13 protein-coding genes and 5 pseudogenes are annotated in these 23,092 nt (G+C 34.9%); 2 read left to right on the forward strand and 16 right to left on the reverse strand.

Annotated elements, in window-relative coordinates:
- Nucleotides 1–48: 48 nt before the first annotated feature.
- The 10 genes and pseudogenes from ACQ9BO_RS24895 to ACQ9BO_RS24940 all read right to left on the reverse strand — a co-directional run bounded on the left by ACQ9BO_RS24895 (nt 49) and on the right by ACQ9BO_RS24940 (nt 12,454).
- On the reverse strand, nt 49–1,098 hold the full coding sequence (locus ACQ9BO_RS24895; protein ID WP_431242905.1) for an alpha-L-fucosidase: 1,050 nt from the start codon (nt 1,096–1,098) through the stop codon (nt 49–51).
- The gene (locus ACQ9BO_RS24900) at nt 1,040–1,312 is read right to left on the reverse strand and encodes an alpha-L-fucosidase (protein WP_431242906.1); all 273 of its coding nucleotides are present in this window, start codon (nt 1,310–1,312) and stop codon (nt 1,040–1,042) included. Before ACQ9BO_RS24900 ends, ACQ9BO_RS24895 begins: the two co-directional genes overlap by 59 nt.
- The gene (locus ACQ9BO_RS24905; protein ID WP_431242907.1) at nt 1,264–1,533 is read right to left on the reverse strand and encodes an alpha-L-fucosidase; all 270 of its coding nucleotides are present in this window, start codon (nt 1,531–1,533) and stop codon (nt 1,264–1,266) included. Before ACQ9BO_RS24905 ends, ACQ9BO_RS24900 begins: the two co-directional genes overlap by 49 nt.
- Before the next feature lie 21 nt (nt 1,534–1,554).
- Nucleotides 1,555–3,875: pseudogene (locus tag ACQ9BO_RS24910) on the reverse strand (glycoside hydrolase family 20 protein).
- A 5-nt stretch (nt 3,876–3,880) separates the two neighbouring features.
- Complete coding sequence (locus ACQ9BO_RS24915) at nt 3,881–7,027, reverse strand: glycoside hydrolase family 2 TIM barrel-domain containing protein (protein ID WP_431242908.1); 3,147 nt, start codon at nt 7,025–7,027, stop codon at nt 3,881–3,883.
- A 162-nt stretch (nt 7,028–7,189) separates the two neighbouring features.
- Nucleotides 7,190–8,268 (reverse strand): annotated as a pseudogene (locus ACQ9BO_RS24920) (putative glycoside hydrolase).
- A 7-nt stretch (nt 8,269–8,275) separates the two neighbouring features.
- Nucleotides 8,276–8,590 carry a hypothetical protein gene (locus ACQ9BO_RS24925; RefSeq protein WP_431242909.1) on the reverse strand — a complete coding sequence of 105 codons (315 nt, stop codon included), beginning with the start codon at nt 8,588–8,590 and terminating at the stop codon, nt 8,276–8,278.
- Nucleotides 8,524–9,342, reverse strand: a complete 819-nt coding sequence (locus tag ACQ9BO_RS24930; RefSeq protein WP_431242910.1) for a carbohydrate-binding family 9-like protein — start codon at nt 9,340–9,342, stop codon at nt 8,524–8,526. The genes ACQ9BO_RS24925 and ACQ9BO_RS24930 overlap by 67 nt, the downstream gene beginning before the upstream one ends.
- Before the next feature lie 6 nt (nt 9,343–9,348).
- Nucleotides 9,349–10,315: pseudogene (locus ACQ9BO_RS24935) on the reverse strand (glycoside hydrolase family 130 protein).
- Between the two features lie 262 nt (nt 10,316–10,577).
- Nucleotides 10,578–12,454: pseudogene (locus ACQ9BO_RS24940) on the reverse strand (sodium:solute symporter family protein).
- A 398-nt stretch (nt 12,455–12,852) separates the two neighbouring features.
- On the opposite strand from ACQ9BO_RS24940, the gene ACQ9BO_RS24945 reads away from it, so the two are divergent.
- Together ACQ9BO_RS24945 and ACQ9BO_RS24950 are read left to right on the forward strand one after the other, a co-directional pair.
- Nucleotides 12,853–13,911: a sensor histidine kinase gene (locus ACQ9BO_RS24945; protein WP_431242911.1), complete on the forward strand. Its 1,059-nt coding sequence runs from the start codon at nt 12,853–12,855 to the stop codon at nt 13,909–13,911.
- 66 nt (nt 13,912–13,977) lie between these two features.
- Nucleotides 13,978–14,691 carry a LytR/AlgR family response regulator transcription factor gene (locus ACQ9BO_RS24950; protein WP_431242912.1) on the forward strand — a complete coding sequence of 238 codons (714 nt, stop codon included), beginning with the start codon at nt 13,978–13,980 and terminating at the stop codon, nt 14,689–14,691.
- A gap of 82 nt (nt 14,692–14,773) precedes the next feature.
- On the opposite strand, the gene ACQ9BO_RS24955 is transcribed toward ACQ9BO_RS24950, so the two are convergent.
- The 6 genes and pseudogenes from ACQ9BO_RS24955 to ACQ9BO_RS24980 form a co-directional block, all read right to left on the reverse strand.
- Nucleotides 14,774–15,595 carry an ROK family protein gene (locus ACQ9BO_RS24955; RefSeq protein ID WP_431242913.1) on the reverse strand — a complete coding sequence of 274 codons (822 nt, stop codon included), beginning with the start codon at nt 15,593–15,595 and terminating at the stop codon, nt 14,774–14,776.
- Nucleotides 15,588–15,752 carry a hypothetical protein gene (locus ACQ9BO_RS24960; RefSeq protein ID WP_431242914.1) on the reverse strand — a complete coding sequence of 55 codons (165 nt, stop codon included), beginning with the start codon at nt 15,750–15,752 and terminating at the stop codon, nt 15,588–15,590. The genes ACQ9BO_RS24955 and ACQ9BO_RS24960 overlap by 8 nt, the downstream gene beginning before the upstream one ends.
- Before the next feature lie 60 nt (nt 15,753–15,812).
- Nucleotides 15,813–17,273: a glycoside hydrolase family 125 protein gene (locus ACQ9BO_RS24965; protein ID WP_431242915.1), complete on the reverse strand. Its 1,461-nt coding sequence runs from the start codon at nt 17,271–17,273 to the stop codon at nt 15,813–15,815.
- A 4-nt stretch (nt 17,274–17,277) separates the two neighbouring features.
- Nucleotides 17,278–19,561 (reverse strand): annotated as a pseudogene (locus ACQ9BO_RS24970) (GH92 family glycosyl hydrolase).
- Between the two features lie 111 nt (nt 19,562–19,672).
- A complete protein-coding gene (locus ACQ9BO_RS24975) occupies nt 19,673–21,949 on the reverse strand; it encodes a GH92 family glycosyl hydrolase (RefSeq protein ID WP_431242916.1) in 2,277 nt (758 codons plus the stop codon).
- A gap of 176 nt (nt 21,950–22,125) precedes the next feature.
- The gene (locus ACQ9BO_RS24980) at nt 22,126–23,022 is read right to left on the reverse strand and encodes a glycoside hydrolase family 2 protein (RefSeq protein WP_431242917.1); all 897 of its coding nucleotides are present in this window, start codon (nt 23,020–23,022) and stop codon (nt 22,126–22,128) included.
- Nucleotides 23,023–23,092 lie beyond the last annotated feature (70 nt).

Raw genomic sequence — 23,092 nt, forward strand, 5'->3', positions numbered from 1 at the left:
TGATTAAACATGCTTGCTCGTGAAATTCTCATTTTTCTTAATATCATATTATTTGTTAATCGCTTCAATTTTTAAAGTCCATGCTTCTTTTGAAGGAAGGTTCTTTCTCAGACTTTCCGGAATCACAACTTTAAAGCCCTTAGCTTCTTTAGTCCATTTTAAAGAAGTTTTTGAACCCAACATTGTAATTTTGGTTCCTTCTTTAGGACTAATAGATTTTACAGTCACTACTGAAGGAATTTTGTCCTCTCCATCTTTTGCCAAATAAAACAAAAATACATTTCCTGCTTTATTTTGCGTCATGCAAATATTTTCTTCCTTGTAAGGAGCAATTGGTTTTGTATCATAAATTGCTGTACTGTTTACCTTCATCCAATCTGCGTAAGCGACCAACAAATCATAAGCACCTTGTCGCCATTCGCCTTCTGGGCTTGGCGCAATATTCAGTAATAAATTACCGCCTTTTGCTACCACATCAATCAACATATGAATTCCTTGTCTTCCCGTCATGTATTTTGCATCAGGGGTATAAGACCATCCACCACCTGAGGTAATACAAGATTCCCACGGATAAGGCAATGTTTTTTCAGGAACTCTATTTTCAGGAGTTAAATAATTTTGATTTTTGCCATGAACGGCTCTATCGACAACTATTAACCCTGGTTGTTTCTGACGTGCTTTTACCACCAATTCATCCATTTTAGGATCCTGATCTACAACTCTATGTTTTATAAAACCGTTTTTAGATTCGTTTTCTTCAAATTTTGAGGCATAGTTTTCTTTGATGTTCTGTAAATCTCTCTTTTTTACCCAGCCACCATCTAGCCACAAAATATCAACTTTGCCATAATTGGTCAGAATCTCTAAAATTTGATTGTGTGTAAAATTAACATATTTCTGCCATTTTTCAGGATATAATGATGGATCATAATTAACATTTCTGTCAAAAGGAGGAAAATAAGGATCCCAATAGTTTTCATTATGCCAATCTGGTTTAGAAAAATAGGCTCCAGTCGAAATATTTTCGCTTCTAAAAGCATTAAAAACTTCTTTTAAAATATCCGCTTTCGGATTGGTGCTGAAAGGACAAGTCTGCATCTGTTACTTTATAATCAGTGTATTTTGAATCGAACATTGTAAATCCGTCATGGTGTTTTGTGGTAAAAACCATGTATTTCATTCCGGCCGCTTTTGTCGCTTTCGCCCATTTCGTCGGATCGAATTTTGTTGGGTTGAATGTTTTTTTCAATCCTTCATATTCTTTTACATATTCCGTATAATTATTCGGATTACTTCCTTTTTTCGTTCGCACCAGCCATAATCTTCAGGGCAAATCGACCAAGATTCCACAATTCCCCATTGGCTGTAAGTTCCCCAGTGCATTAAAAGACCAAACTTTTTTCCTTGCCATTCTTCTAAATTTTTCAAAACGGCAGGATCTGTTTCTGGTACATAACGTTCATCTTCATAAATCGCCTGCGAAAACAATTGCACAGAAAATAATAATGCTAAAATGAATATTCCCTTTTTCATACTATGATTTTGTTATTTTATTTAATTCACTAAAATTTCATCTACAAACAGCCATGAGCTTTCGCCTCTTGGGCTTTTTTCAAATTCATCCCAATCACTTTTACATATCTGGCATTTTGCTGTTGGAAATTGATTTTAAAATCTTTCAATTCAGAAATTGGATTTGCCGCATACGGACGCGAAACTTTTCCAACTTCTTTGTAATTAATGCCATCATTAGAAAGCAAAATTTTTATTTGTATCGGAAAAAATACGCCTGCACCTTGACTCTCTAATGTTCCAACTGTAACTTGTTGAATACTTTCTGGTTTTTCAAAATCAATCACCAATTCCATATCATTTACAAGCCAAGCCTGCCATTGTCCGTCATGGAAATTTTTAGAACCGCGAATGGTATTTACCATCGTAAAAGGCCCGTCGCCAGTATAGTTTTTATTATACGGCGTCAAATAATTTACTTTATGCGCAACTGCTTTATGAAATACGATTGTATCTGTAAATGTTTTCCCTACTGGTTTATCATCCTGAAAAAGAGAAGCTTTCAAAACCGTCGTTTCTTTAAACTGAATTGGATTTGTATATTTTATTGCATTCTGACCAATATTATTATGGCCGAAAACATAGCGGATATCTGGATTTGGAAATTCATTTTTTAGCGTCACGTTCACTTGTTTTTTCTCTAAATCTGCACTTGAAGAAGCGGTAACCAAATAGGCACTTTTTGCATAATTGATTCCCAAATAATCGTAACGTTTGAATAATGAAGTTAGTCTTGTTGTAAAATCATTCCAATTGCGGTTTTCTTTTGTGCTCCATAATACCTCCGATAAAGCGACCAATCTTGGAAAAATCATGTATTCAGAATCCTTTGGTCCCGGAAGAAATTCGGCCCATAAATTTGCTTGTCCGCCCAAAACATGCTTTGCTTCTGTTGCCGACATAGTTGAAACAACAGGATCAAATTCGTAAACTTTATTTAATGGATTATAAGCATCAAAAGCCAATGGTTCTTCATTTTGAGGTCCTTGGTAAAAATTAAAATAACAAGGAGATTCTGGCGTCATGATCACATCATGTCCTTGTCTTCATACTTCAGTTCCGCCTTTGGTTCCTCGCCAGCTCATTACGGTTGCTTCTGGCGCAAGACCTCCTTCTAAAATTTCATCCCAGCCGATTAGTTTTTTGCCTTTAGAATTGATGTATTTTTCCATTCGCTTAACAAAATAACTTTGCAATTCATGAACGTTTTTCAAATCATGATCTTTCATTCGTTTTTGGCAATTCGGGCATTTTTCCCAATTGGTTTTTGTCGCTTCATCACCTCCAATATGAATGTATTTTGAAGGGAAAATAGTAATTACCTCATCAATTACATTCTGAAGAAATTCAAATGTCGATTCCTTTCCAGCACAATAAATATCTGTAATTGGCCATAGACCGCCTGATGGAACGCCGATTCTCTGATCAAAACAAGCCAATTCCGGATACGCCGCAATAGCACTGCTTACGTGCGCTGGCATTTCGATTTCAGGAATTATTTCAACATTTTTTGTAACAGCATATTTTACAATTTCTTTTAATTCTTCTTGTGTCAAGAAACCACCGTAAGTTCCTTTTTCATCTGGATTTGTAACCAATCTGGCATTCCAAGCTAAATTTTCTTGATCAACTCTCCATGCGCCGACTTCGGTTAATTTTGGATATTTTTTGATTTCAATTCTCCAGCCTTGATCATCCACTAAATGCAAATGCAAAACGTTCATTTTGTGCATTGCCAAACGATCAATAGTCGATAAAATATAGTTTTTATCAAAGAAATGGCGCGACAAATCCAGCATTAGGCCTCTATATTGAAAACGTGGCTCATCTATAATCGTCACATTCGGGATCTGCCATTTTGCAGATGTAATGGCATATTTGCTTTCGATAGCTGTTGGAAGCAATTGTCTGATCGTTTCTAATCCATAGATAAAACCAGCATTTCCATTTGCTGTAATGGTAATGCTATTATTGTTTACCTCGAGTTTATAAGCTTCTTTATGAAAATTTGGATCAACTTTAAATTGAATAAAATTGCTCTTTGGCGCTTTCGCTCCCAGAACAGGACGAAAGCCAGCGACAGTTTCAAATTTACTTATCAAGGCATTTGAAATATCCTTTTGAAAATCGTTAGTTGCAACAAAAACGGTATTTTTTGAAAACTCAAAAGATCCAGCCTGCAACACCAACTGATTTGGTTTAGGCACAATCTGAATATCTTTTTCAGTAAAAACTTTCTGGCTATAACCCGAATTTAAAACTGCTAAGAAGATTAAGAGGAATAAAGATTTTAATGTTCTCATAACTATTATTTTAAAGATGGTGTTATTTTAAATTGATACTGATAATTTTTGTCTTGCAAAAGATATTGTTTCATTGGCCACGCTTGCCAGCTGTCAATACCTCCAACTCCCATTTGTTTGTAATCGATTTTTAAACTTGTTAAATCTCTTTCTTGCAATTCGGCGGCGTGTCTTTGATCTTTTTCTAAGCCATCATCTAAATCTTCGTTTAAATAATGAAGCGCTGTAACTGATAGTAAAATATCTGAAGTTACTGTCAATTTTAATTGATTTCCCGATAATTCCAAAAATCTAATATCGGTTTTATTTCCTGTTTCCTGCGGACGGATGTACGGATAATATTGCTCAGAAACTGTTTGATTGTAAAGTCCGACTTGTGAACTGTAATTTCTGTCGATATAATTTTCGTGTGGGCCTTTTCCGTAATACGTCATATGGCTAAAATCTTTTAGAACAATTATTTCCATTCCAAATCTAGGCAACATCGGCTGTTCTTTAGTTTTGTCAATATTTAATTCTTCTTTTACGCTCAACTCTCCGTTGCTGTTCAGCTCATAATTTAGTTCTAAAGTAGAAGAAACTTGAGGTAAACTATAAGTTGCTTTTACCAAAATTTTATTGTCTTTTGTTGCTGAAAATGTCCAGTTTACTAAAGTCGGATTTTCTGTTGCTTCTTTCCAAGCCACCAATGTTTTCTGGAAATTTGCTCCAAAATCATTATCATTTGGTGCTCTCCATAAATTCGGACGTAACTGAGAACCTTCTTTAATAATTGGCAAATTATGGAAAGAATATCCATTTATGAAACCTGTTTTTTTATCGAAAGCAATTTCGGCATTTTCACTTTTAAAAACCGTACTATTTCCTTTTTTATCAACTGTTATTTTTCCTTCTCCAACAATTTTAATGTCGTTTTTCCATTCGCCTTTATAAGGCAATTGCTCCGTTGCAATTTCGAAACCTTTCGGCAAAAGAGGTTCAGCATCTTTTAATGTATAACTAATATTTACAAATGCTTCTTTGAACTTTTTGTCTCCCAAATTAATTGGCAAAGCATAGGTTTTAGATTGATTTGGAAGAATATCTAAATTAGCGATATCGCCTGCATCTTCAGTCTTTCCATCCAAAATCAATTTCCAATGCAGTTTCACATTGCTCAAATCTTTAAATGAAAATTCATTATAAACTTTGATTGTTGCTGTTTCTTTATTTTCCCAAGAAGTCAAGATATTCTGCAATACATTTCGCATTTCAAGCGCATGCGGATTCGGTTTTCTATCTACAGTAAATACACCATTGTTGACAAAATTGTTGTCGCTCTTGACATCTTTTGGTCCGAAATCACCTCCATATGCCAAAACCGTAATTCCGTTTGGCAATTTTTTATAAACCGATTGATCGATCATGTCCCAAATAAAGCCTCCCTGAAAGTTTGGATATTTTCGGATGACATCCCAATAATCTTTGAAATTCCCCATTGAATTTCCCATTGCATGTGCATATTCGCACTGAATGTAAGGTCTTGACGGATTTGGATTTGCCAGAATATATTCTTCCATTTTATCCGGAGAACTGTACATCGGATCAATAATATCCGAATCCCATTCAAATTTTAAACCTTTTCCGTCCCACGCTCCCGCGGTTGCTCTTTCGTACTGAATTGGTCTTGATTTATCACGGTTTTTAATCCATAAATAACCTCGGTAAAAATTATAACCGTTTCCGGCCTCGTTACCCATACTCCAAATAATAATCGAAGTATGATTTTTATCTCTTTCAATCATACGTTGCATACGCTGTATGTGCGCCAGTTCCCAATCTGGTTTATTACCTAACGTTTTAGTAATATCATAACCCATTCCGTGCGATTCAATATTGGCTTCATCAACAACATAAATTCCGTATTTGTCACACAATTCATAAAAATATTCATCGTTTGGATAATGCGACATTCGCACTGCATTGAGATTAAATTCTTTCATCAATTTAATATCCTGCTCCATTCGTTCTCTTGAAATCGTTTGTCCTGTTACAGGATCCGTTTCATGACGATTTACCCCTTTTATGTAAATCGCTTTTCCGTTTACTAAAAGCTGTCCGTTTTTAATCTCTACTTTTCTGAAGCCAACATTGTGGTTGATTACTTCAATCAAGTTTCCTTTTTTATCTTTTAGAAGAAAACTAACTTGATATAAATTAGGAATTTCAGCACTCCATTTTTTCGGATTATTTACGGCGAAATCAAAATTCAACCTTTTTGAATCGCCTGAAAGTATCGCTTTTTTTGAGTCAATAATCTGGCCGTTATCTTTCAATTGCACTTCAAAATTGTAGCTTTCTCTTTTGTCTAAATCAGAGAAATCTGTTGTGATTTTTAAAGTTCCATTTATGTAATTAGCATCTAAATCCGGAATAATTTCAAAATCATTTAAGTGCGCTTTATTTCGGGCAACCAAATAAGAATCTCTTGTAATTCCGCTCATACGCCACATATCCTGACATTCCAAGTAAGAACCGTCATTCCATTTCATGACTTTTAGAACGATTGAGTTTTTACCCGTTTTTACATATTTATTCAGTTTAAATTCAGAAGGCAGTTTTCCGTCCTCGCCATAACCCACATAAACACCGTTTACCCAAACCGTAAGATTTGATTTTGCTGTTCCGATATGAAGAAAAATATCTTTTCCTTCCCACGATTTATCAATTGTGATTTCTTTTCTGTAAACTCCAGTCGGATTGTATTTTGTTGGAACAAACGGTGGATTTGGCGCCATTAAATAATCAAAATCATAAGTGGTGTTTACATAAACCGGAAAACCATATCCGTTTACATCCCAGCTTGCAGGAATTTTAAAATTATCCCAAGAATTGTCATTGAAATCCGTTTTTTCAAAATCCTTTGGAAGATCATTTGGACTGTCGACATATTTAAATTTCCATGGCCCGTTAATGTCAAGGTAATTTTTAGATTCTCTCCAATTGTTTTTATTTGCTAAAGCTTCATTTTCAAATACAAAATAGGAAGCATGCATCGGTTCACGATTCTCTTCGTTGATTTTCTCATTCTGCCAAAACGGAACTTTTTCCTGAGCATTTATCGTTAAAACTGAAGAAAATAATAGGGATAATATGGATATTGTTTTTTTCATTCTTTGTTTTTATTCTCTACTGCTTTTGGCACAAAAACATAATTTTTAAAATTAAGCAAAAGCTTTAAACGATGTTTCTTTTAAGCCAAATAAACAGTCATGGTATTAATTTGTAAAGAAAAAACCGCATTACAGAAATACGGTTTTCTTTCTCTCTGAATATTATTTCAGACTTGCTTTTGTTTCTTTTATGGTTTTGAAATTACTTTCAGACAAAGCGTTTCCGTCAAAAAGGAAACTCCAATTGCTCCATTTTCTTTCGCTAATAAAATGGCTTCTTTTAATTCTTTGTCATTCTTTATTCCCGGAACATAAATTCCGGTGTTTATTTTTGTTTTTTTATCTTTTAAATCGGCAACGCCTTGTTTTGTAGCATAGCCAACCCAATCAATTTCTTCATCGTAAAAGCTGTGGTAAATCATTGGATAAACTTCATCGATATCCCATTTATCCCAACGCTGACGAACCATATGATCGGCCATTTCTGGATAAGGAAAAACCGCGACTGTTAATTGTTTGTTGTGTTTGTGCGCAATTGCATAAGCATCGTTAACTACAGCTTGAATGGCATTTAACCTAAAGTTTTTCCACTCCATATCGATAGAAGTGTTGTGGCTTTGTTTTGGATTTTTATGATGTATTTTTTCAAATGCTTTTACGCATTCATCGCAATAACAAAAATCAAATTGTGGCAATTCTACATCTTGAACCAAATTGTATTTTGGCAACAAACTAATAGGCAAAAAGATATCCGGGAAACGAATATAATCCAAATGAACACTTTCGATGCCTTCCACTTTTGCCAGTTCTTCAACCAAATGCAAAACGTGTTCTCTAGATTCTTTTCTGGTCGGACAAAGCCATTGATAATAATCAACGTAAGGACGCGTGTCAAAACATGATTTTCCTTCTTTGCTTACCTGATACCAATCTGGATGTTGCAACGCAATCGAATCGCCCGGCCTGTTCATTGCCATAATCCAAGCATGAACTTTTAAGCCTTCTTTTGTAACCAGAGGAACTAATCTTTTTAAAAGTTTTGGATCTGTAGCAGTATTGATCAAAACCTCATCGATGCCGCCGTCTTTATACTTTTTGAATTCTTTTGTATAATCTGCATCCGATTTTTTAGCGTCAGCGGTGGTCCAGACGGCAAATTTAAAAGTGGTTGGTTCTTCTTTTTTAGCACATGAAAAAATACTAAAGGCTAATAAAAAAAGTAATAGTTTTGGTAGTTTCATAGGTGGTTTATTTTGAGATTATTTTGCCGTCCTGCCTTATGATATAAGTTTGGTTTGAAAAAGGACTTTTTACTGAAATATTATATCCCGAAGCATGGTTTTCTAGTACCAATTTCAAAATTTTAGTATCGACTACGATTGGTTCTTTCGTAAGATCTGTAATTGATTTTGCCCAGGTTTTATTTTTTTCAGCATATTGTTTCTGCGCTCTATACAATGTATAAAGTTCCCATTTTACTTTTTCATCCTGCGGAATTACAAAAGTGTCTTTTCCTTCTTTAGAAGAAAAATAGACATAGCCCCATTTTTCTGGTTCGTGCATGTTGATGACGCCCATTGGCGACCAAACCCAATTGTATTCCGGCAAGAACTTTCCATTGGCATCTTTTTTCTCTCGTAAATTCCATTTTTAATAGAATGTTGCCAATTAACTCTTGAAAAATTCACTCGCCAGAATTTATCTATTGGAACAACTTTGTCAAAATAAGACGTTTTATAAGACGCCCAGGGAATCGCCATTTCTAAAACCCAGCCTTCGTCAGTATCATTCGGATTATTGATTGTCCCATTTACCTTCACTGCCGATTTAAGTCCTGGAATATCCCAGCCGTTTGCTACTACAATGTCTGGTTCTCTGTATGGTTTTGTCAAAAACAAATCCCATGCGGTGTTTAAGGCATTTATTTCTAATTCGTAATAATTGTACGTATCATTATCGGGATCAATAAAAACTTCAAAATCATTATTATAAAAAATGATGGTATCGCGCTGTTTCAAATTGGCCCAAACGTGAGGTTCTTCCATTTTTGCCAAAATATAGAAATTGGTTTCATCCCAAAGCATTTTTACTTTCGTCGCATATTTTGGTTTTATGCCGTTTTCAATATCTTCAAAAAGCTCAGTCCATTCGGCTTTACTCCATGCGACATCCGTATCTTCCCCATCAATTACAATTGGAGTTGTTGTTTTGGTTGCTACATAGGTTTTAGGCACAATTGTCTTTTTCGATTGCGAAAACGCCATAACCGAAAGAAATCCTAAAGCGATAGGTAACCATTTAAATTTAAATTCCATCTTTTTCTATAAACTGTTATCTTTCGTAAACTGAACTACCTCGCTTAACTTACCAAAAGCAATAGCCACGACAGTATCGGTCGCGCCATAATAAACGGCTAATTTATCTTCTTCAGTATCATGCAAAGCGGCGCATGGAAAAACAACATTTGGCACATCGCCTACCATTTCGTAAAGTTCTGCCGGCCCTAATAAATAAGGTTGTGTTCTGTATTTTACTTTGTCTGGCGAATCAACTTCTAAAAGTGCTTGCTCCCATTGCATAACGGAAACCATTGCAAGTATTGATCACACCATGATAAATCATCAACCAGCCTTCGTCAGTAAGAATTGGGATTGGCCCTGCTCCAACTTTGGTACATTGCCAAGCACTGTCTTCAAAAGGAGTTGGTTTCATCACCAAACGGTGTTCTCCCCAATATTTCATATCGGGACTATAGCTGATCCAAATATCTCCAAAAGGTGTATGCCCGTTATCACTCGGACGGCTCAACATAGCATATTTTCCGTTGATTTTTTGCGGAAACAAAACGCCGTTTCTGTTAAAAGGCAAATACGCATTTTCACATTGGAAAAATTCTTTAAAATCAAAAGTATAACCAATTCCGATTGTTGGTCCGTTGTAACCATTGCACCACGTAATCCAATAACGGTCTTCAATAAAAACCACACGCGGATCGTATTTGTAAGCAGACTCGATCATGTCAGTATTTCCAGCTTTCATTTCGATTGGTTCGTGGTTGATTTCCCAATCGATTCCGTTTTTACTAAAACCAGCAAAAATATTCATTTGAACTGCTTTATTATCGCATCTGAAAACACCCGCAAAACCATCTCCAAAAGGAACTACAGCGCTATTAAAAACGCTATTTGATGACGGAATCGCGTATCTTTCTATAATAGGATTATTTGAATATCTCCACATTACATCATTACTGTTTTCGGGTCTGTCTTGCCAAGGAATACTGCTCATTTTTATGTTTTTTTGTTTATTGTTTTTTGTTTATTGTTATTCTCATTTTTGTCGTTTCGACTAAAAGTAGACTCAGAATGACAAACTGCGTCGCGAAACTTTCTGAAAGCTTTCTAATATTGAAACACTTAGAAACATAGTTTTTAAAATTAAAAAAATTGGTTTCGGTTTAGTCCAAAAGATATATGTGTGTGTGGAATTTTCTTTTGTACTCTTCTTTTCTAAAAATAAAAATCTATGTTTCTACGCATTCCAAATTTATTTAATCGGCAATTTTTCGAACTCTATCCAACCATGTAAATTTCAGGATGGTTGTTGTCACTAAAAAGACGATTAATGCTACTATTGCCTTTGGATAATCTTTGATGATAAAGAATATCGGAAGCAAAATCATACTCGATTGCCATACAATTCCGATTGCACAGTTCATCATATCTCTTCCAAAATCATTATTTTTTTCGAAAGTATCATCTTCCGCTTTTAATACTTTATAAACCGGATTCCAGAAACCCCAAGGTCTAACATTCGAATAAAACGATTTTAATACTTCCATTTCTGTTGGTTCGCTTAAAAAAGTTCCTAAAACGCAACCCAAAATCGAGAAGCCAAAAATTAACGGAAAGAGATAAATGGCTTGTACATGTGATAAGTTATATAAAAATGAACCTTCCGTTAAATTGGCTTGATTCTGACCTAAAATAAACTGCAATGAAGCGATAATCAATCCGGCAAACATTCCCCAGAAATAACCCCAGCCATTAAAACGCCACCAAATCCATTTTAGGAAATTGGTCATGACATAACCTCCGTAAAGTGCACTGGTAATCCATAAAGTTAGAGAGTTGATAGAATCTGCAAAAAAGCCCATAAAAACGCCTAAGCCCACAACCAAAAATGAAGAAATCTGACTCACTTTAATGTAATGCGCATTTGTTGCAACAGGCTTGAAATACTTTTTATAAATATCATTTACAATATAAGCCGGCCCAGCGTTCACAAAAGCGGAGAATCCAGACATAAACGCCGCCAATAAACCCGCCAGCAAAAGTCCTTTTATTCCAACAGGAATATATAAATTAACCACTTTTGGCATTAGCAATTCTAGATCAGCTCCTGTTAAACCCGTGTTTGCATTTAATTCTGGCGCAAGATTTACCAATGCAATTACCACGATTCCTGTAATCAATAAATATCTTGGAATAAACAAAATCAAGTTTGTAAAACCACTCATATAAGCCGCTTCTTTAACCGATTTTGTCGAAAGAATTCTTTGCAAATCATAACTTGGAGTTGGTCCGGCAACACTGGCGAAAAATCCTTTGAACAATGTCATTCCGATGAAAGCGCCAAACATTTTATAGCCTTCCGAATCAATCAAATTATTAAATGTCTGAAATTTATCACTCCACTGCGTTTCAAATTGCCAGCCGAAAAAAACATTTTTCCATTCTTCTGTAATAACCGAATTGATTTGAATATCAGTATAATTAACAAAAGCATAACCTGCAATTAGTGTTCCTGCTGTAATCATGATAAGATACTGAACCACTTCAGTCGCCACTACAGAAAACATGCCGCCTTTCACGGTATAAATTGTTGTCAAAAAGATAATTAACAATGCGTAAGAACGCTCTGATGTCAGAAGAACTAAATCGCCATAATGAAGCGTTAAATCCCACGGAAGAATAATGGTTACAAATTTCCCGATTCCTTCAAAAAATAAGCAATAAAACCTATTGTAGAAATAATGGCAAAGATGGCCACAATAATATGTGATGCTTTTCCGGCTCTGTCACTTCCAAAACGAGTTAAAATCCATTCGGAACCTGTCATCACTTTTGATTTTCTGATCCAAACGGCGAGAAACATCATTACGAAAATCTGATTCCAAATGGGCCAAAGCCACATAAACATAAAACTTTTGACACCGTATAAAAACAAAACTCCAATCATCCATGAAGTTCCTGAAACGTCAAACATTCCAGATCCGTTGCTCAATCCTAAAAAATACCATTTGATTGTTTTTCCGCCGAGAAAATAATCATCCAAGCCTTTTGACGCTTTTCTTGAAATCCAAATTCCTATTCCTACAGAAAGCACAATGTAGGCAATGATGATCGCTATGTCAATGATATTCATTAAATTTTATAGTATTAGTTGGTTAATTGATTTTGGTTGGGGCAATTTAAATTCTGATTAAGAAGAAATTCTACATTGATCTTAGAATTCTTAAGAAGAATCTGTTAATGATGCGGTATTGACTTTTGGTAAGCATAATCTCCATTTTAAAAAAGACTTTTATTATTGTTTGCAATAAATAAGCCGTTAGACAAAAAAACTTGATCACAATTATTTTTGTATCTCTTTATTTTACAACTTGCAGTCGAAAGCGCAATTAAGACAGCAAGGCAAAACGCTATAAACAATAATAATTTAACTTTAAATTTATATAAAATTGATTTTTGCTTAAAGTAATTTAGACAAACGACATCTAAACGAAGACAAACACCAAAAAAGTCATAAAACGTAGTATTAATATGAATTTCAGTTTCAGCAGATTTTATTCAATTCCTTGGCGTTACCACGTATTTTTCTGGCTGACGTATTTTTTATTCAATACTTTTCGCTGGGGAATTTACTTCAACGATTATGTTTATTCGTTCAAGAGTAATTTATTGGGGTTTCCTATTCACATGACGTTGTGTTACCTGAATATTTTGCTTTTTATGCCGTATTTGGTTTACCGAAAAAAATATGTTTTATACATACTCGCCGTTCTTACTTCGATATTTTTAATGGTGATTTTGAAATTCAATCTTACTTATTTGCTTATTAATCATGACGTTTGGCCAGAAGGTCCAACTAAAATCGATAAACTGACACTTACCTACACGATCGACATGATGATTGGCGAATTGTATGTGATCACATTTGTAACGGCAATCAAGATCACATTGGATTTCATGAAAGAGCAAAAAAGAGTTGTTGATCTCGAAAAATCACAATTGGAAACCGAATTGCTTTTCCTTAAATCTCAAATTTCTCCTCATTTTCTTTTTAATACTCTTAATAATATCTACTCTTTATCTGTAGAAAAATCCAACAAAACGCCGAGAATAGTAACAAAACTTTCTGAGTTAATGCGTTATATGTTGTATGAAACAAAAAACAGAAGACAAAGCTTAGAAAACGAAATACTTTGCATTCAAAATTATCTTGATTTGGAACGAATTCGGAATGATGATCGTCTGGAAATAAATATGTCTATTTCGGGCGATATTCATGATAAAGAAATTGCGCCAATTATACTTCTGACTTTCATCGAAAATGCTTTTAAACACGGAGTAAACAAGAACACCGGAAAAGTAGTTATTGATATTGATTTCAAAATAAAGGGAGATTTTCTGCATTTTAGTGTTTCTAATCCGCAACCAGAAGTTACGCTTCATGAAGACAATTTCAACATTGCAAGTGGCATCGGAATTGAAAATGTAAAGAAAAGACTGGAATTAGGTTACAATAAAAACGAGTATAATCTTTCTTTTAAAAAGAAAAAGAATATTTTTGTTGTAAAGCTTAAAATTAAAGTCACTTAGCACGACTTTTGCTGTGTAAAAACTGTATCCGCTAAATTATTTTGCGCAAAAAATAATAATAAAAAAATGAAAATAAATTGTTTGATTATTGATGATGAGCCTTTGGCAATCAATGTTATTAAAAATTATTTGGAACCCCTTGAAGATTTTGAGGTTCTAAATACTTTTAGCAACCCGATTGAAGGCTTAAATTTTTTAAAAAACAATAAAGTTGATGTCATTTTTTTAGATATAAATATGCCGGTTCTTGATGGCATAAATTTTATAAAAAGTCTTGAAAATCCTCCGTTAGTCATCATTACAAGTGCTTACAGCCAATTTGCTATTGAAACTTACGAACTTGATGTTGTGGATTTTTTAGTTAAACCAATTGAATTTCCAAGATTAATGAAAGCGCTTAACAAGGTCAGCAAACGTCTTGAAACAATAAATAACATTACACCCGAGAATACTGCAGACAATCCATTCATTTTTATCAAAATTGATAAAAAAAGAATGAAGAAGATTTTCCTGAATGAAATTTTGGTAATTGAAAGCTTAAAAGATTATCTAAAAATCAGCACGCTTACCAGCAAATATATTATTCACAGTACTTTATCTGATTTTACCGATTTATTGCCGGAAAAAAACTTTTTAAGAATTCACCGTTCTTTTACGGTTGCCATTGACAAAATCGATGCTGTTGAAGGAAATAGCATCGAAATTGAAGGCCTTAGATATGTTATTGGAAGATCGTATATGGAACATGTCAAGCAAAGAATTTTAAATTCTTCGACTTAATTAAAACCAGAAATTGAATAACAAAACACCATTCAATACTACAAAGTACAGAATGGTGTTTTTTATATAAATTAAATTCTAATTACGATTTATAAAGCATACTAGCCGCTCCCAATAAAGTCGCTCCTTCATTATCTGTAGAAACAACAACGCTAACTTCTAGGCCGTTTTCTTTAATTTTTTTATCGAAAGCTAAAAGAAATAATTCGCCTGCATTGGCAATTTTTCCTCCAATAATAAAATGATTTGCACCAAATTTAGTTATCCAAGGAATTGCAACCTCAGCCAAATCCTCGCCCATTTGTTCAAAAACCTTAATTGCAATTTCATCTCCGGCAAGTGCCAGATTATAAAGATCTAAACCATTGTTAAGAATTTTGCCCGATAAGGTTTTATAGCCTCCTAAAAGTCCACGCGCCGAAACATAATCTTCAGCAATACCGTCTTTGAATGGCAAATTGTAAATTTCTCCGTCAGTTGGGACTGATTCTCCTGTGGAAACAGAAACGCCTTTATCAATAAAACACGCTCCAAGTCCTGTACCTAATGTTACTGCCATGACTTTTTTAGAAAGATTAGTCGCATCTTTAAAAACTTCGCCTTTTCCAAAGCAAACTGCATCATTTTCAAAAAGAATCGGAAAATCACTAGACAAGTTAAGGGTTCCTTGAAACAGATAACGAACATTTAGGCCATAAAAATGCTCATATTTAGATTGATCTTTTATCCAGCAAAGTCCATTGGCATAATCAAACGGACCAGGCATGCACACAGCAAGTCCCTTTACTTCTTGTACTTTTGAGTTTTCAATTGAAATCCGAATCACTTTTTCCCAAATAGTCATAACCTGATCGACTGGCAAATTAGAATCAAACGATTCTTTATGTACCGAAAAGTCAATCATTTTCATATTGGCAATATCTATAATTGTCTGCGGTAATATGTGTTCCTCCAATGTCAACTCCAACGGCATATTCTTTATTCATTTTTTCACTTTTATCTATTTTCTTTAAATCTGGCTTTAGCTCAATAATATTCATTTCATTCATAAACTTTTCCAATAGCATTTTGAAACTATAACTAATTTTTCCCTTAAATTTCGTTACTAATTTTCGGGGATTTTATAAATTTTTATCTTTTAAAATTTGTGGGTATTTGATGCTGGTATGCACAATCATTTCTCCAAAAAGCGTATTCGCCCAAGCAAACCATTTTCGGGTAAACTTGGCTACATCATCTTTATGAAACGATTCGTGCATAAAGCCGGTATCGGCATTTGTTTTGATCAAATTGCTGATGCAGGCTTTGATTTCTTTTTCATCGACACTTGTAATGGCTCTCAAAACAATACTCATTGGCCAAATTGTATCAGCGCCTGTATGCGGACCGCCAATTCCTTCGCCTGCTTTTCCTTTGTAGAAAAACGGATTATTTTCTGAAAGCACCACTTTTCGCGTATTCAGATATAAAGGACTATCTGGCTCAATTGCTCCTAAATACGGAAGCGACAATAATGATGGAACATTGGCATCATCCATCATATGAAAACTGCCATATCCGTTTACTTCAAAAGCAATTATTTTTCCGAATTTTGGATGCTCGATGATTCCGTTTTCTTCTAATCCTTTCTGAACTTGGTCTCGTAATTCTTTTGCTCTGGCAACCAAATCTTTATCCAACATAGCTGGCAAAGAGAAAATTTCGATTAAATAACCTAAAACTTCAATGGCAAACATATTGCTCGGAATCAAATATCCAAACAAAGTACTATCGTCGCTTGGCCTAAAAGTTGAAACAATCAAACCGCAAGGTTTTACAGGATATCCGTAACCGCTCAAAGGCACGCCATCAGTTGCCCAAGCCGTTTCTCTTTGGAAAGTATATGGTCCTTTATCGGTCCATCTTTGTTGTTCTTTAAAAGTCTGCAAGACTAAAAGCATGGCTTCTTTCCATTGTTTGTCAAACAAACTTAAGTCGCCAGTTTCTTTCCAATATCCATGCGCCAAACGAATCGGGTAACACAAACTGTCTATTTCCCATTTGCGTTCATGAATTCCCGGTTTCATTTTTGTCAAATCATTTTTCCATTCGCTTACCTTAGAAAAATCTTTATAAAAAGCATTTGCATAAGGATCCAACAAAATACATTTTGTCTGACGATTGATTACTCCTTTTACCAATTCAGCCAGTTTTTTATCTTCTTTTACAAATGGAATATAGGGCCAAATTTGAGCTGTACTATCGCGAAGCCACATCGCGTCGATATCTCCCGTAATTACATACGTATCCGGTTTTCCATCAATAACTTCAAAATCGACTGTGGTGTCTAACGTATTTGGAAAACAGTTTTCAAACAACCAAGCTAATTCTGGATTCGCAATTTGTTTTTTGATGCGTGTAATTGCCGCTTCAATTGCAGGACTTGTAAATTTTCTTTCAGCTAAAGGAGGTCTTTTGCTGATAAAATCTTTTAACGCAAAATCAAATGCATTTGACTGTGAAGCAAAAACATCGGTTTGAATCGCCAATAGTCCAGCTGAAAAAATTCCAGCATTTTTTATAAATTTTCTACGTGACTGCATAGTATTATTTTGAATTTGAGTAAGAATATGGAAAGGCACTTGATGAAGTTCCTCTTTGTAAATTTGGTTCGGCTGACATCTCAAAATTCAATTCTCCGCCTTTTAAGACATCCGAATGATTGATGAAATTTTTGGCATAACTCGCATTGTCCCATTTTAGATCCTGAACATATTTGTTTGTTTCCGAATTTTTAGGAGCATTGATAGTCAGTTTTTTACCGTTCTCTAACTGCAAAGTCAGTTTTTTGAATAACGGCGCGCCCAAAACATATTCGTCTGTTGCTGGACAAACTGGATAAAATCCCATTGCAGAGAAAATATACCAAGCCGAAGTCTGGCCGTTATCTTCATCACCACAATAACCATCTGGAGTTGGTTTGTACAAACGATTTATAACTTCTCTTGACCAATATTGTGTTTTCCAAGGTTCACCTGCATAATTGTACAAATAAATCATGTGCTGAATTGGCTGGTTTCCGTGCGCATATTGGCCCATATTCATAATCTGCATTTCGCGGATTTCATGAATAACAGATCCGTAATAACTGTCATCAAAAACTGGAGGAGTTGTAAAAACAGCATCTAATTTCTCTACAAATTTTTTCTGTCCGCCCATCAAATTAATCAATCCTTGAATATCATGAAAAACGCTCCAGCTGTAATGCATTGCATTTCCTTCTGTAAAAGCATCTCCCCATTTTAATGGATTGAAGTTTTTCGGAAAACTTCCGTCTTTATTTCTGCCGCTCATCCATCCAATTTCAGGATTAAACAAGTTTTTATAATTCATCATTCGTTTCTCGAACAAACTGATTTCCTTTTTGGGACGATTTAAGGCTTTCGCCAATTTCCAAATTGCAAAATCATCATAAGCGTATTCTAGCGTTCGTGCGAGCATTTTCATTGATTTTTACGTCGTAAGGAACGTATCCTAAAGTATTGTAATACGAAACTCCTTTTCTTCCAACGGCATCCATCGGACCTTCATTATTTGCTCCATGAACTAAAGCTTCAAATAAAATATTAATGTCATATCCTCGTAAACCTTTGATATAAGCATCTGAAACCACAGAAGCCGAGTTGTTTCCAACCATTACATTTCTGAAACCAGGACTTGACCATTCTGGCAAAAAGCCACCTTCTTTATAATCATTGATCAAACCTTCCTGCATTTCTTTGTTTACAGAAGGATAAACCAAATTCAACAAAGGATACAAAGCACGAAAAGTGTCCCAAAATCCTGTTCCTGCATACATATAACCTGGCAAAACATTTCCGTTATAAGGGCTATAATGCACCGTTTCACCTTTAGCATTTATTTCATATTGCTTTTGAGGAAAACAAGTTGCACGGTATAAACAAGAGTAAAAAGTTTTTAATTGATCTGCGTCGTTGCTTTCGGCAGTTATTTTTCCTAGAACTTTATTCCACTCCTTTTTAGAAGTTGCTACAGTTTCATTAAAAGAAGCATTTCCTAATTCGGTTTTCAAGTTTAATTCTGCTTGTTCTGGGCTTATAAATGAAGAAGCTGTTTTTACATTTACAATTTCACCTTTTTTAGTTTTGAAACTTACTACTGCTCCAGCATGATTGTCCTGTAATTCTAATTTATCTTTTTCTATACCTTTTTCATTCCATGTACTGCTTGTCGCAAATGGTTTGTCAAAAACAAGTACAAAATAATTTTTGAAATTGGTTGGAACTCCTCCACTATTGCGCGTTGTGTAACCAATGATTTTATTTTCTGAAGGAATTATTTTGATATAAGAACCTTTGTCAAATGCATCAACAACAATTGAAGATTGCTCGTTTTCAGGAAAAGTAATCTGAAAATGTCTTGCTCTTTCAGTCGCAGTAATTTCAGTCGTAACATCATAATCTGCAAGATAAACGCTGTAATAATAAGGTTTTGAAACCTCTGCTTTATGACTGAACCAGCTTGCTCGATCAGCTTCGGCAACTACTATTTTCCCCGTAACAGGCATTATCGAAAACTGTCCGTAATCGTTCATCCATGGCGATGGCTGATGCGTTTGCTTAAATCCTCTAATTTTTTCTGCCGTATAAGTGTAAGCCCATCCGTCACCCATTTTCCCGGTTTGCGGTGTCCAGAAATTCATTCCCCAAGGCCTGCAAATTGCTGGATAAGTATTTCCGTTTGACAAACTATGCACAGATTGTGTTCCCATTAATGGGTTTACATATTCTGCCGGATCTAAAGGTTTTACTTGTGCTGTAGCAATACCGCACTGTATTAATCCTAAAAAAATTAAGCTCTTTATTTTCATAGTCTTTTTATGCTTTAAGCTATAAGCCGCTGGCTATACGCTTTAAATTAATATCTATAAATTTTTAATACTTTGAGGAAATCTAAAATCTTAATTCTAAAAATCTAAAATTTACTTAGGTCTATCTTCTTTTTTTACTCCAAAAGTTGCTGAAGGTTTACTTCCCATAAACAATTTCAATTCACCGCCTTTTACAATCATATCTTGCGTAATATAGGATTTTGTATAGGGTTTTCCGTTGAATTCTGCTTTTTGAATGTAAATATTTGTGGCGCTGTTATTGACTGCATTTATCGTGAATAAAATTCCTTTTTTATAATGAATTGTTGCCGTATTTACTAATGGACTTCCTAAAACGTAAATTCCATTTGCCGGATTAACCGAATAAAATCCCATTGAAGATAAAACATACCAAGCCGACATTTGGCCTAAATCTTCATTACCGCACAATCCGTCAGGTTTTGTTGAGTAGAATTTATCATCAATTTCTCGAATTAATTTTGCCGTTTTCCAAGGTTGTCCAGCGAAAGCATATAAATATGGAATATGATGATTTGGCTCATTTCCTTGTGCATATTGCCCAATCAAACCACTGATGTCTGGTGAAACTTCTTCTCCTTCTACTTTATCTGTTATTTGAAAAAGAGAATCTAATTTAGCCAAAAAATTACTTTCGCCTCCAAACAAATCAATTAAGCCATACGGATCTTGAGGAACTAACCAAGTATATTGCCACGCATTTCCCTCAACATAATCGTCTTTTCGATGCGCCGATGAAAGCGGATTAAACGGCGTTCTCCAATTTCCATCTGTTAATTTTCCGCGCATGAATGTCGTTTCTTTGTCAAAATAAAGTTTATACAGATTCGCTCTTTTTGAGAAATATTCGTAATCTTCAGTTTTGTTTAAAGCTTTTGCCACTTGTGCAATGCAATAGTCATCAATAGCATATTCCAAAGCATTTCCAACACTTTCCAACATTTTGTCTGCCGGAATATATTGCAGTTTTTGAACATAATCCATTCCGTCGCGAGTTTGCATTGCCGTTTTTTTCATGGCTTCATAAGCCAAATTCACATCATAATCGCGGTATCCTTTCAAGTAAGCATCTGCAATTACTGCAATCGAATGATTTCCATTCATGGTATTAGTTTCATTACCCATTAAATGCCAAACCGGCAATCTTCCTTGCTGTTCGTAAATCGCCAAAAATGATTTTACAATGTCGTTGATTTTATCGGGTTGCGTAAATGTATATAATGGATGAAGTCCGCGGTACGTGTCCCAAAGTGAAAAAGTAGTGTAGTTTGTAAAATTTGCTTTTTCGTAAACCTTTTTATCAGTTCCTCTGTAGTCTCCGTTGGCATCGTTAAAAATGGAAGGCGCAAACATCGTGTGGTACAATGAAGTGTAAAAAACTTTCATTGTTTTATCGTTTCCTGTGATCTGAATCTTATTTAGTTCTTTATTCCATTTTGAAGAAGCCGTTTTGACTGTTTGATCAAAATCCCAATTCGGGATTTCGGCTTTTATATTCGCTGAAGCATTTTCAGAGCTTACCGGAGAAATCCCGACTTTAACTAAGACCTGTTTGTTTTTTAATGTTGCAAAATCTAAAACTGCTTTCATTTTCAAACCTTCAGCTTCATTTCCTGAAACTGGCGTTTTATCGTCGTATAAAGCTATATTGGAAATTGGTTCAGAAAACTCCATTGTAAAATAAACACGTTGATCTGTTGCCCATCCTGTCGATAAACGATAGCCTGCCAGCGTAGTTGCATTTATTTTTTTGATGAAAGTTTTTACCGGTTTATCCCATCCAACTCCATCAGCTAAGTCTAATAAAACATGAGCATCGGACGCTGAGTTAAAAGTATATTTATGAAAGCCAACTCTTTCACTGGCTGTCAATTCGGCTTTGATTTTATATTTATCCAAAATGACACTGTAGTAACCTGGCTTGCTCACTTCGTTTGCATGCGAAAAATACGAGCCGTAACCATTTGTCATATCTTCTTTTGTGCCTTTAAAAAGAGGAACTTTTCCTATAATTGGAAGCAATAGAATATCATTCAAATCGCCAATTCCGGTACCACTTAAATGTGTATGGGTAAAACCTAAAATAGTGTTGCTTGCATAATTATAACCGCCGCACCAATCCCAGCCTTCAAAAATATTTACTGGTCCAAGTTGCACTGCCCCAAAAGGAACATTCGCTCCCACAAATACGTGGCCATGCCCCGCCGATCCGATAAGCGGATTTACATATTTTGTGTAATCAGCATTATTTTGATTTGCGCTTTTTTTCTGTGCATCAACAGGATTTGCAAAAAACAAGTTTAAAGCGAAAATACCGCTAAAAGCTATTTTGGTGTATTTTGTAAACATATATTATTTTTATTTTGGCTTGCGTAATTTTTGGCCCACGGATGATACGGGTTAAACTAATTTACGCTGTATTTAAAATTTACATTCTTTGTTTTAGACGCACAGCAGTGCGTCTCTACAGAAAAACCTTTGTCACTATGTCACTTTGAACCTTTGTTCCTCTAAAACTTAGGACCTTAGTATCTTTTCAAAACCTCATATAGAGAAACAATCTTCACTTCTGGTTTCTCAATTTTACCTTCAAACATGATTACTTTTTCTTCTCCTTCTTTCAGATCAAAATAATTGTCGCTCCACTTTCCTGTATAGCCTTTTATGGAAACGTATATATATTTTGTCGCCTTTAAAGCTTTCAGAGTGACTTTGTTTCCTGTAATTTTATACGTGATTTTTGGATCTTCTAATTTCAAATTAATCGGTCGCGTCAAATCGATTTCTGGTTTTTTGTCATCTCTATAAGCTTCTTTCATGGCATACCATGCCGCTTTTGGCTGGCGATCATAATAATCGGTTACGCTCCAACTTGCTACTGGCCAGCAATCGTTGAGTCGCCAAACCAAAGTTCCCATATTATAAGGTGCTTTTGAACGATGAATTCCGATAATATTTTTTAAAGAATAATATTGAAGACACTGCGTGAGATACGTATAATCCTCGACACTCATTTTCTTAATTTTAGCTTCCTCAATAAAATAGCGATTCAAATACGAATCCAATTTCATGAAACCTTTTCCGGCTTTTTGATGTGCTTCTAAAACATCCGAATATAAATAACGATCTTCCGGCAATGTAAACGCTTCAATAGAAGAGTAATTTGGCATGGCTTGCATTCCGTACTCACTTACAAATCGGCCAGTCTTTTTCTGAACTACCTCAATATCTTCTAATCCCCACCAAGTTCCCCAATAATGGCTATCAGCGACTGTCAAACTATTTGCTTTTGACCAATGAAGCATTGGCGATGAAGTAATGTAAGGCCTTTTATTGTCAACTTCTTTTACCCATTTCGGAATACTATCATGAAATAAACGAACATAATCATGCCACAAACGTGTAGAATCTTGTTTAGACATATTCATGCTTTTTTGCCATCCCCAACTTTTGAAAGCTTCATCAGCTTCATTATTTCCGCACCACAAAACA

Source organism: Flavobacterium sp. P21 (genome assembly GCF_050632225.1).
Classification (GTDB): domain Bacteria; phylum Bacteroidota; class Bacteroidia; order Flavobacteriales; family Flavobacteriaceae; genus Flavobacterium.

What these genes read in the sequence shown, in the direction of transcription:
- ACQ9BO_RS24895 (WP_431242905.1), bottom strand. Translation starts at nt 1,098, where the DNA reads ATGCAGACTTGTCCTTTCAGCACCAATCCGAAAGCGGATATTTTAAAA.
- ACQ9BO_RS24905 (WP_431242907.1), bottom strand. Translation starts at nt 1,533, where the DNA reads ATGAAAAAGGGAATATTCATTTTAGCATTATTATTTTCTGTGCAATTG.
- ACQ9BO_RS24915 (WP_431242908.1), bottom strand. Translation starts at nt 7,027, where the DNA reads ATGAAAAAAACAATATCCATATTATCCCTATTATTTTCTTCAGTTTTA.
- ACQ9BO_RS24925 (WP_431242909.1), bottom strand. Translation starts at nt 8,590, where the DNA reads ATGCACGAACCAGAAAAATGGGGCTATGTCTATTTTTCTTCTAAAGAA.
- ACQ9BO_RS24930 (WP_431242910.1), bottom strand. Translation starts at nt 9,342, where the DNA reads ATGGAATTTAAATTTAAATGGTTACCTATCGCTTTAGGATTTCTTTCG.
- ACQ9BO_RS24945 (WP_431242911.1), top strand. Translation starts at nt 12,853, where the DNA reads ATGAATTTCAGTTTCAGCAGATTTTATTCAATTCCTTGGCGTTACCAC.
- ACQ9BO_RS24950 (WP_431242912.1), top strand. Translation starts at nt 13,978, where the DNA reads ATGAAAATAAATTGTTTGATTATTGATGATGAGCCTTTGGCAATCAAT.
- ACQ9BO_RS24955 (WP_431242913.1), bottom strand. Translation starts at nt 15,595, where the DNA reads ATGATTGACTTTTCGGTACATAAAGAATCGTTTGATTCTAATTTGCCA.
- ACQ9BO_RS24965 (WP_431242915.1), bottom strand. Translation starts at nt 17,273, where the DNA reads ATGCAGTCACGTAGAAAATTTATAAAAAATGCTGGAATTTTTTCAGCT.
- ACQ9BO_RS24975 (WP_431242916.1), bottom strand. Translation starts at nt 21,949, where the DNA reads ATGTTTACAAAATACACCAAAATAGCTTTTAGCGGTATTTTCGCTTTA.
- ACQ9BO_RS24980 (WP_431242917.1), bottom strand. Translation starts at nt 23,022, where the DNA reads ATGTCTAAACAAGATTCTACACGTTTGTGGCATGATTATGTTCGTTTA.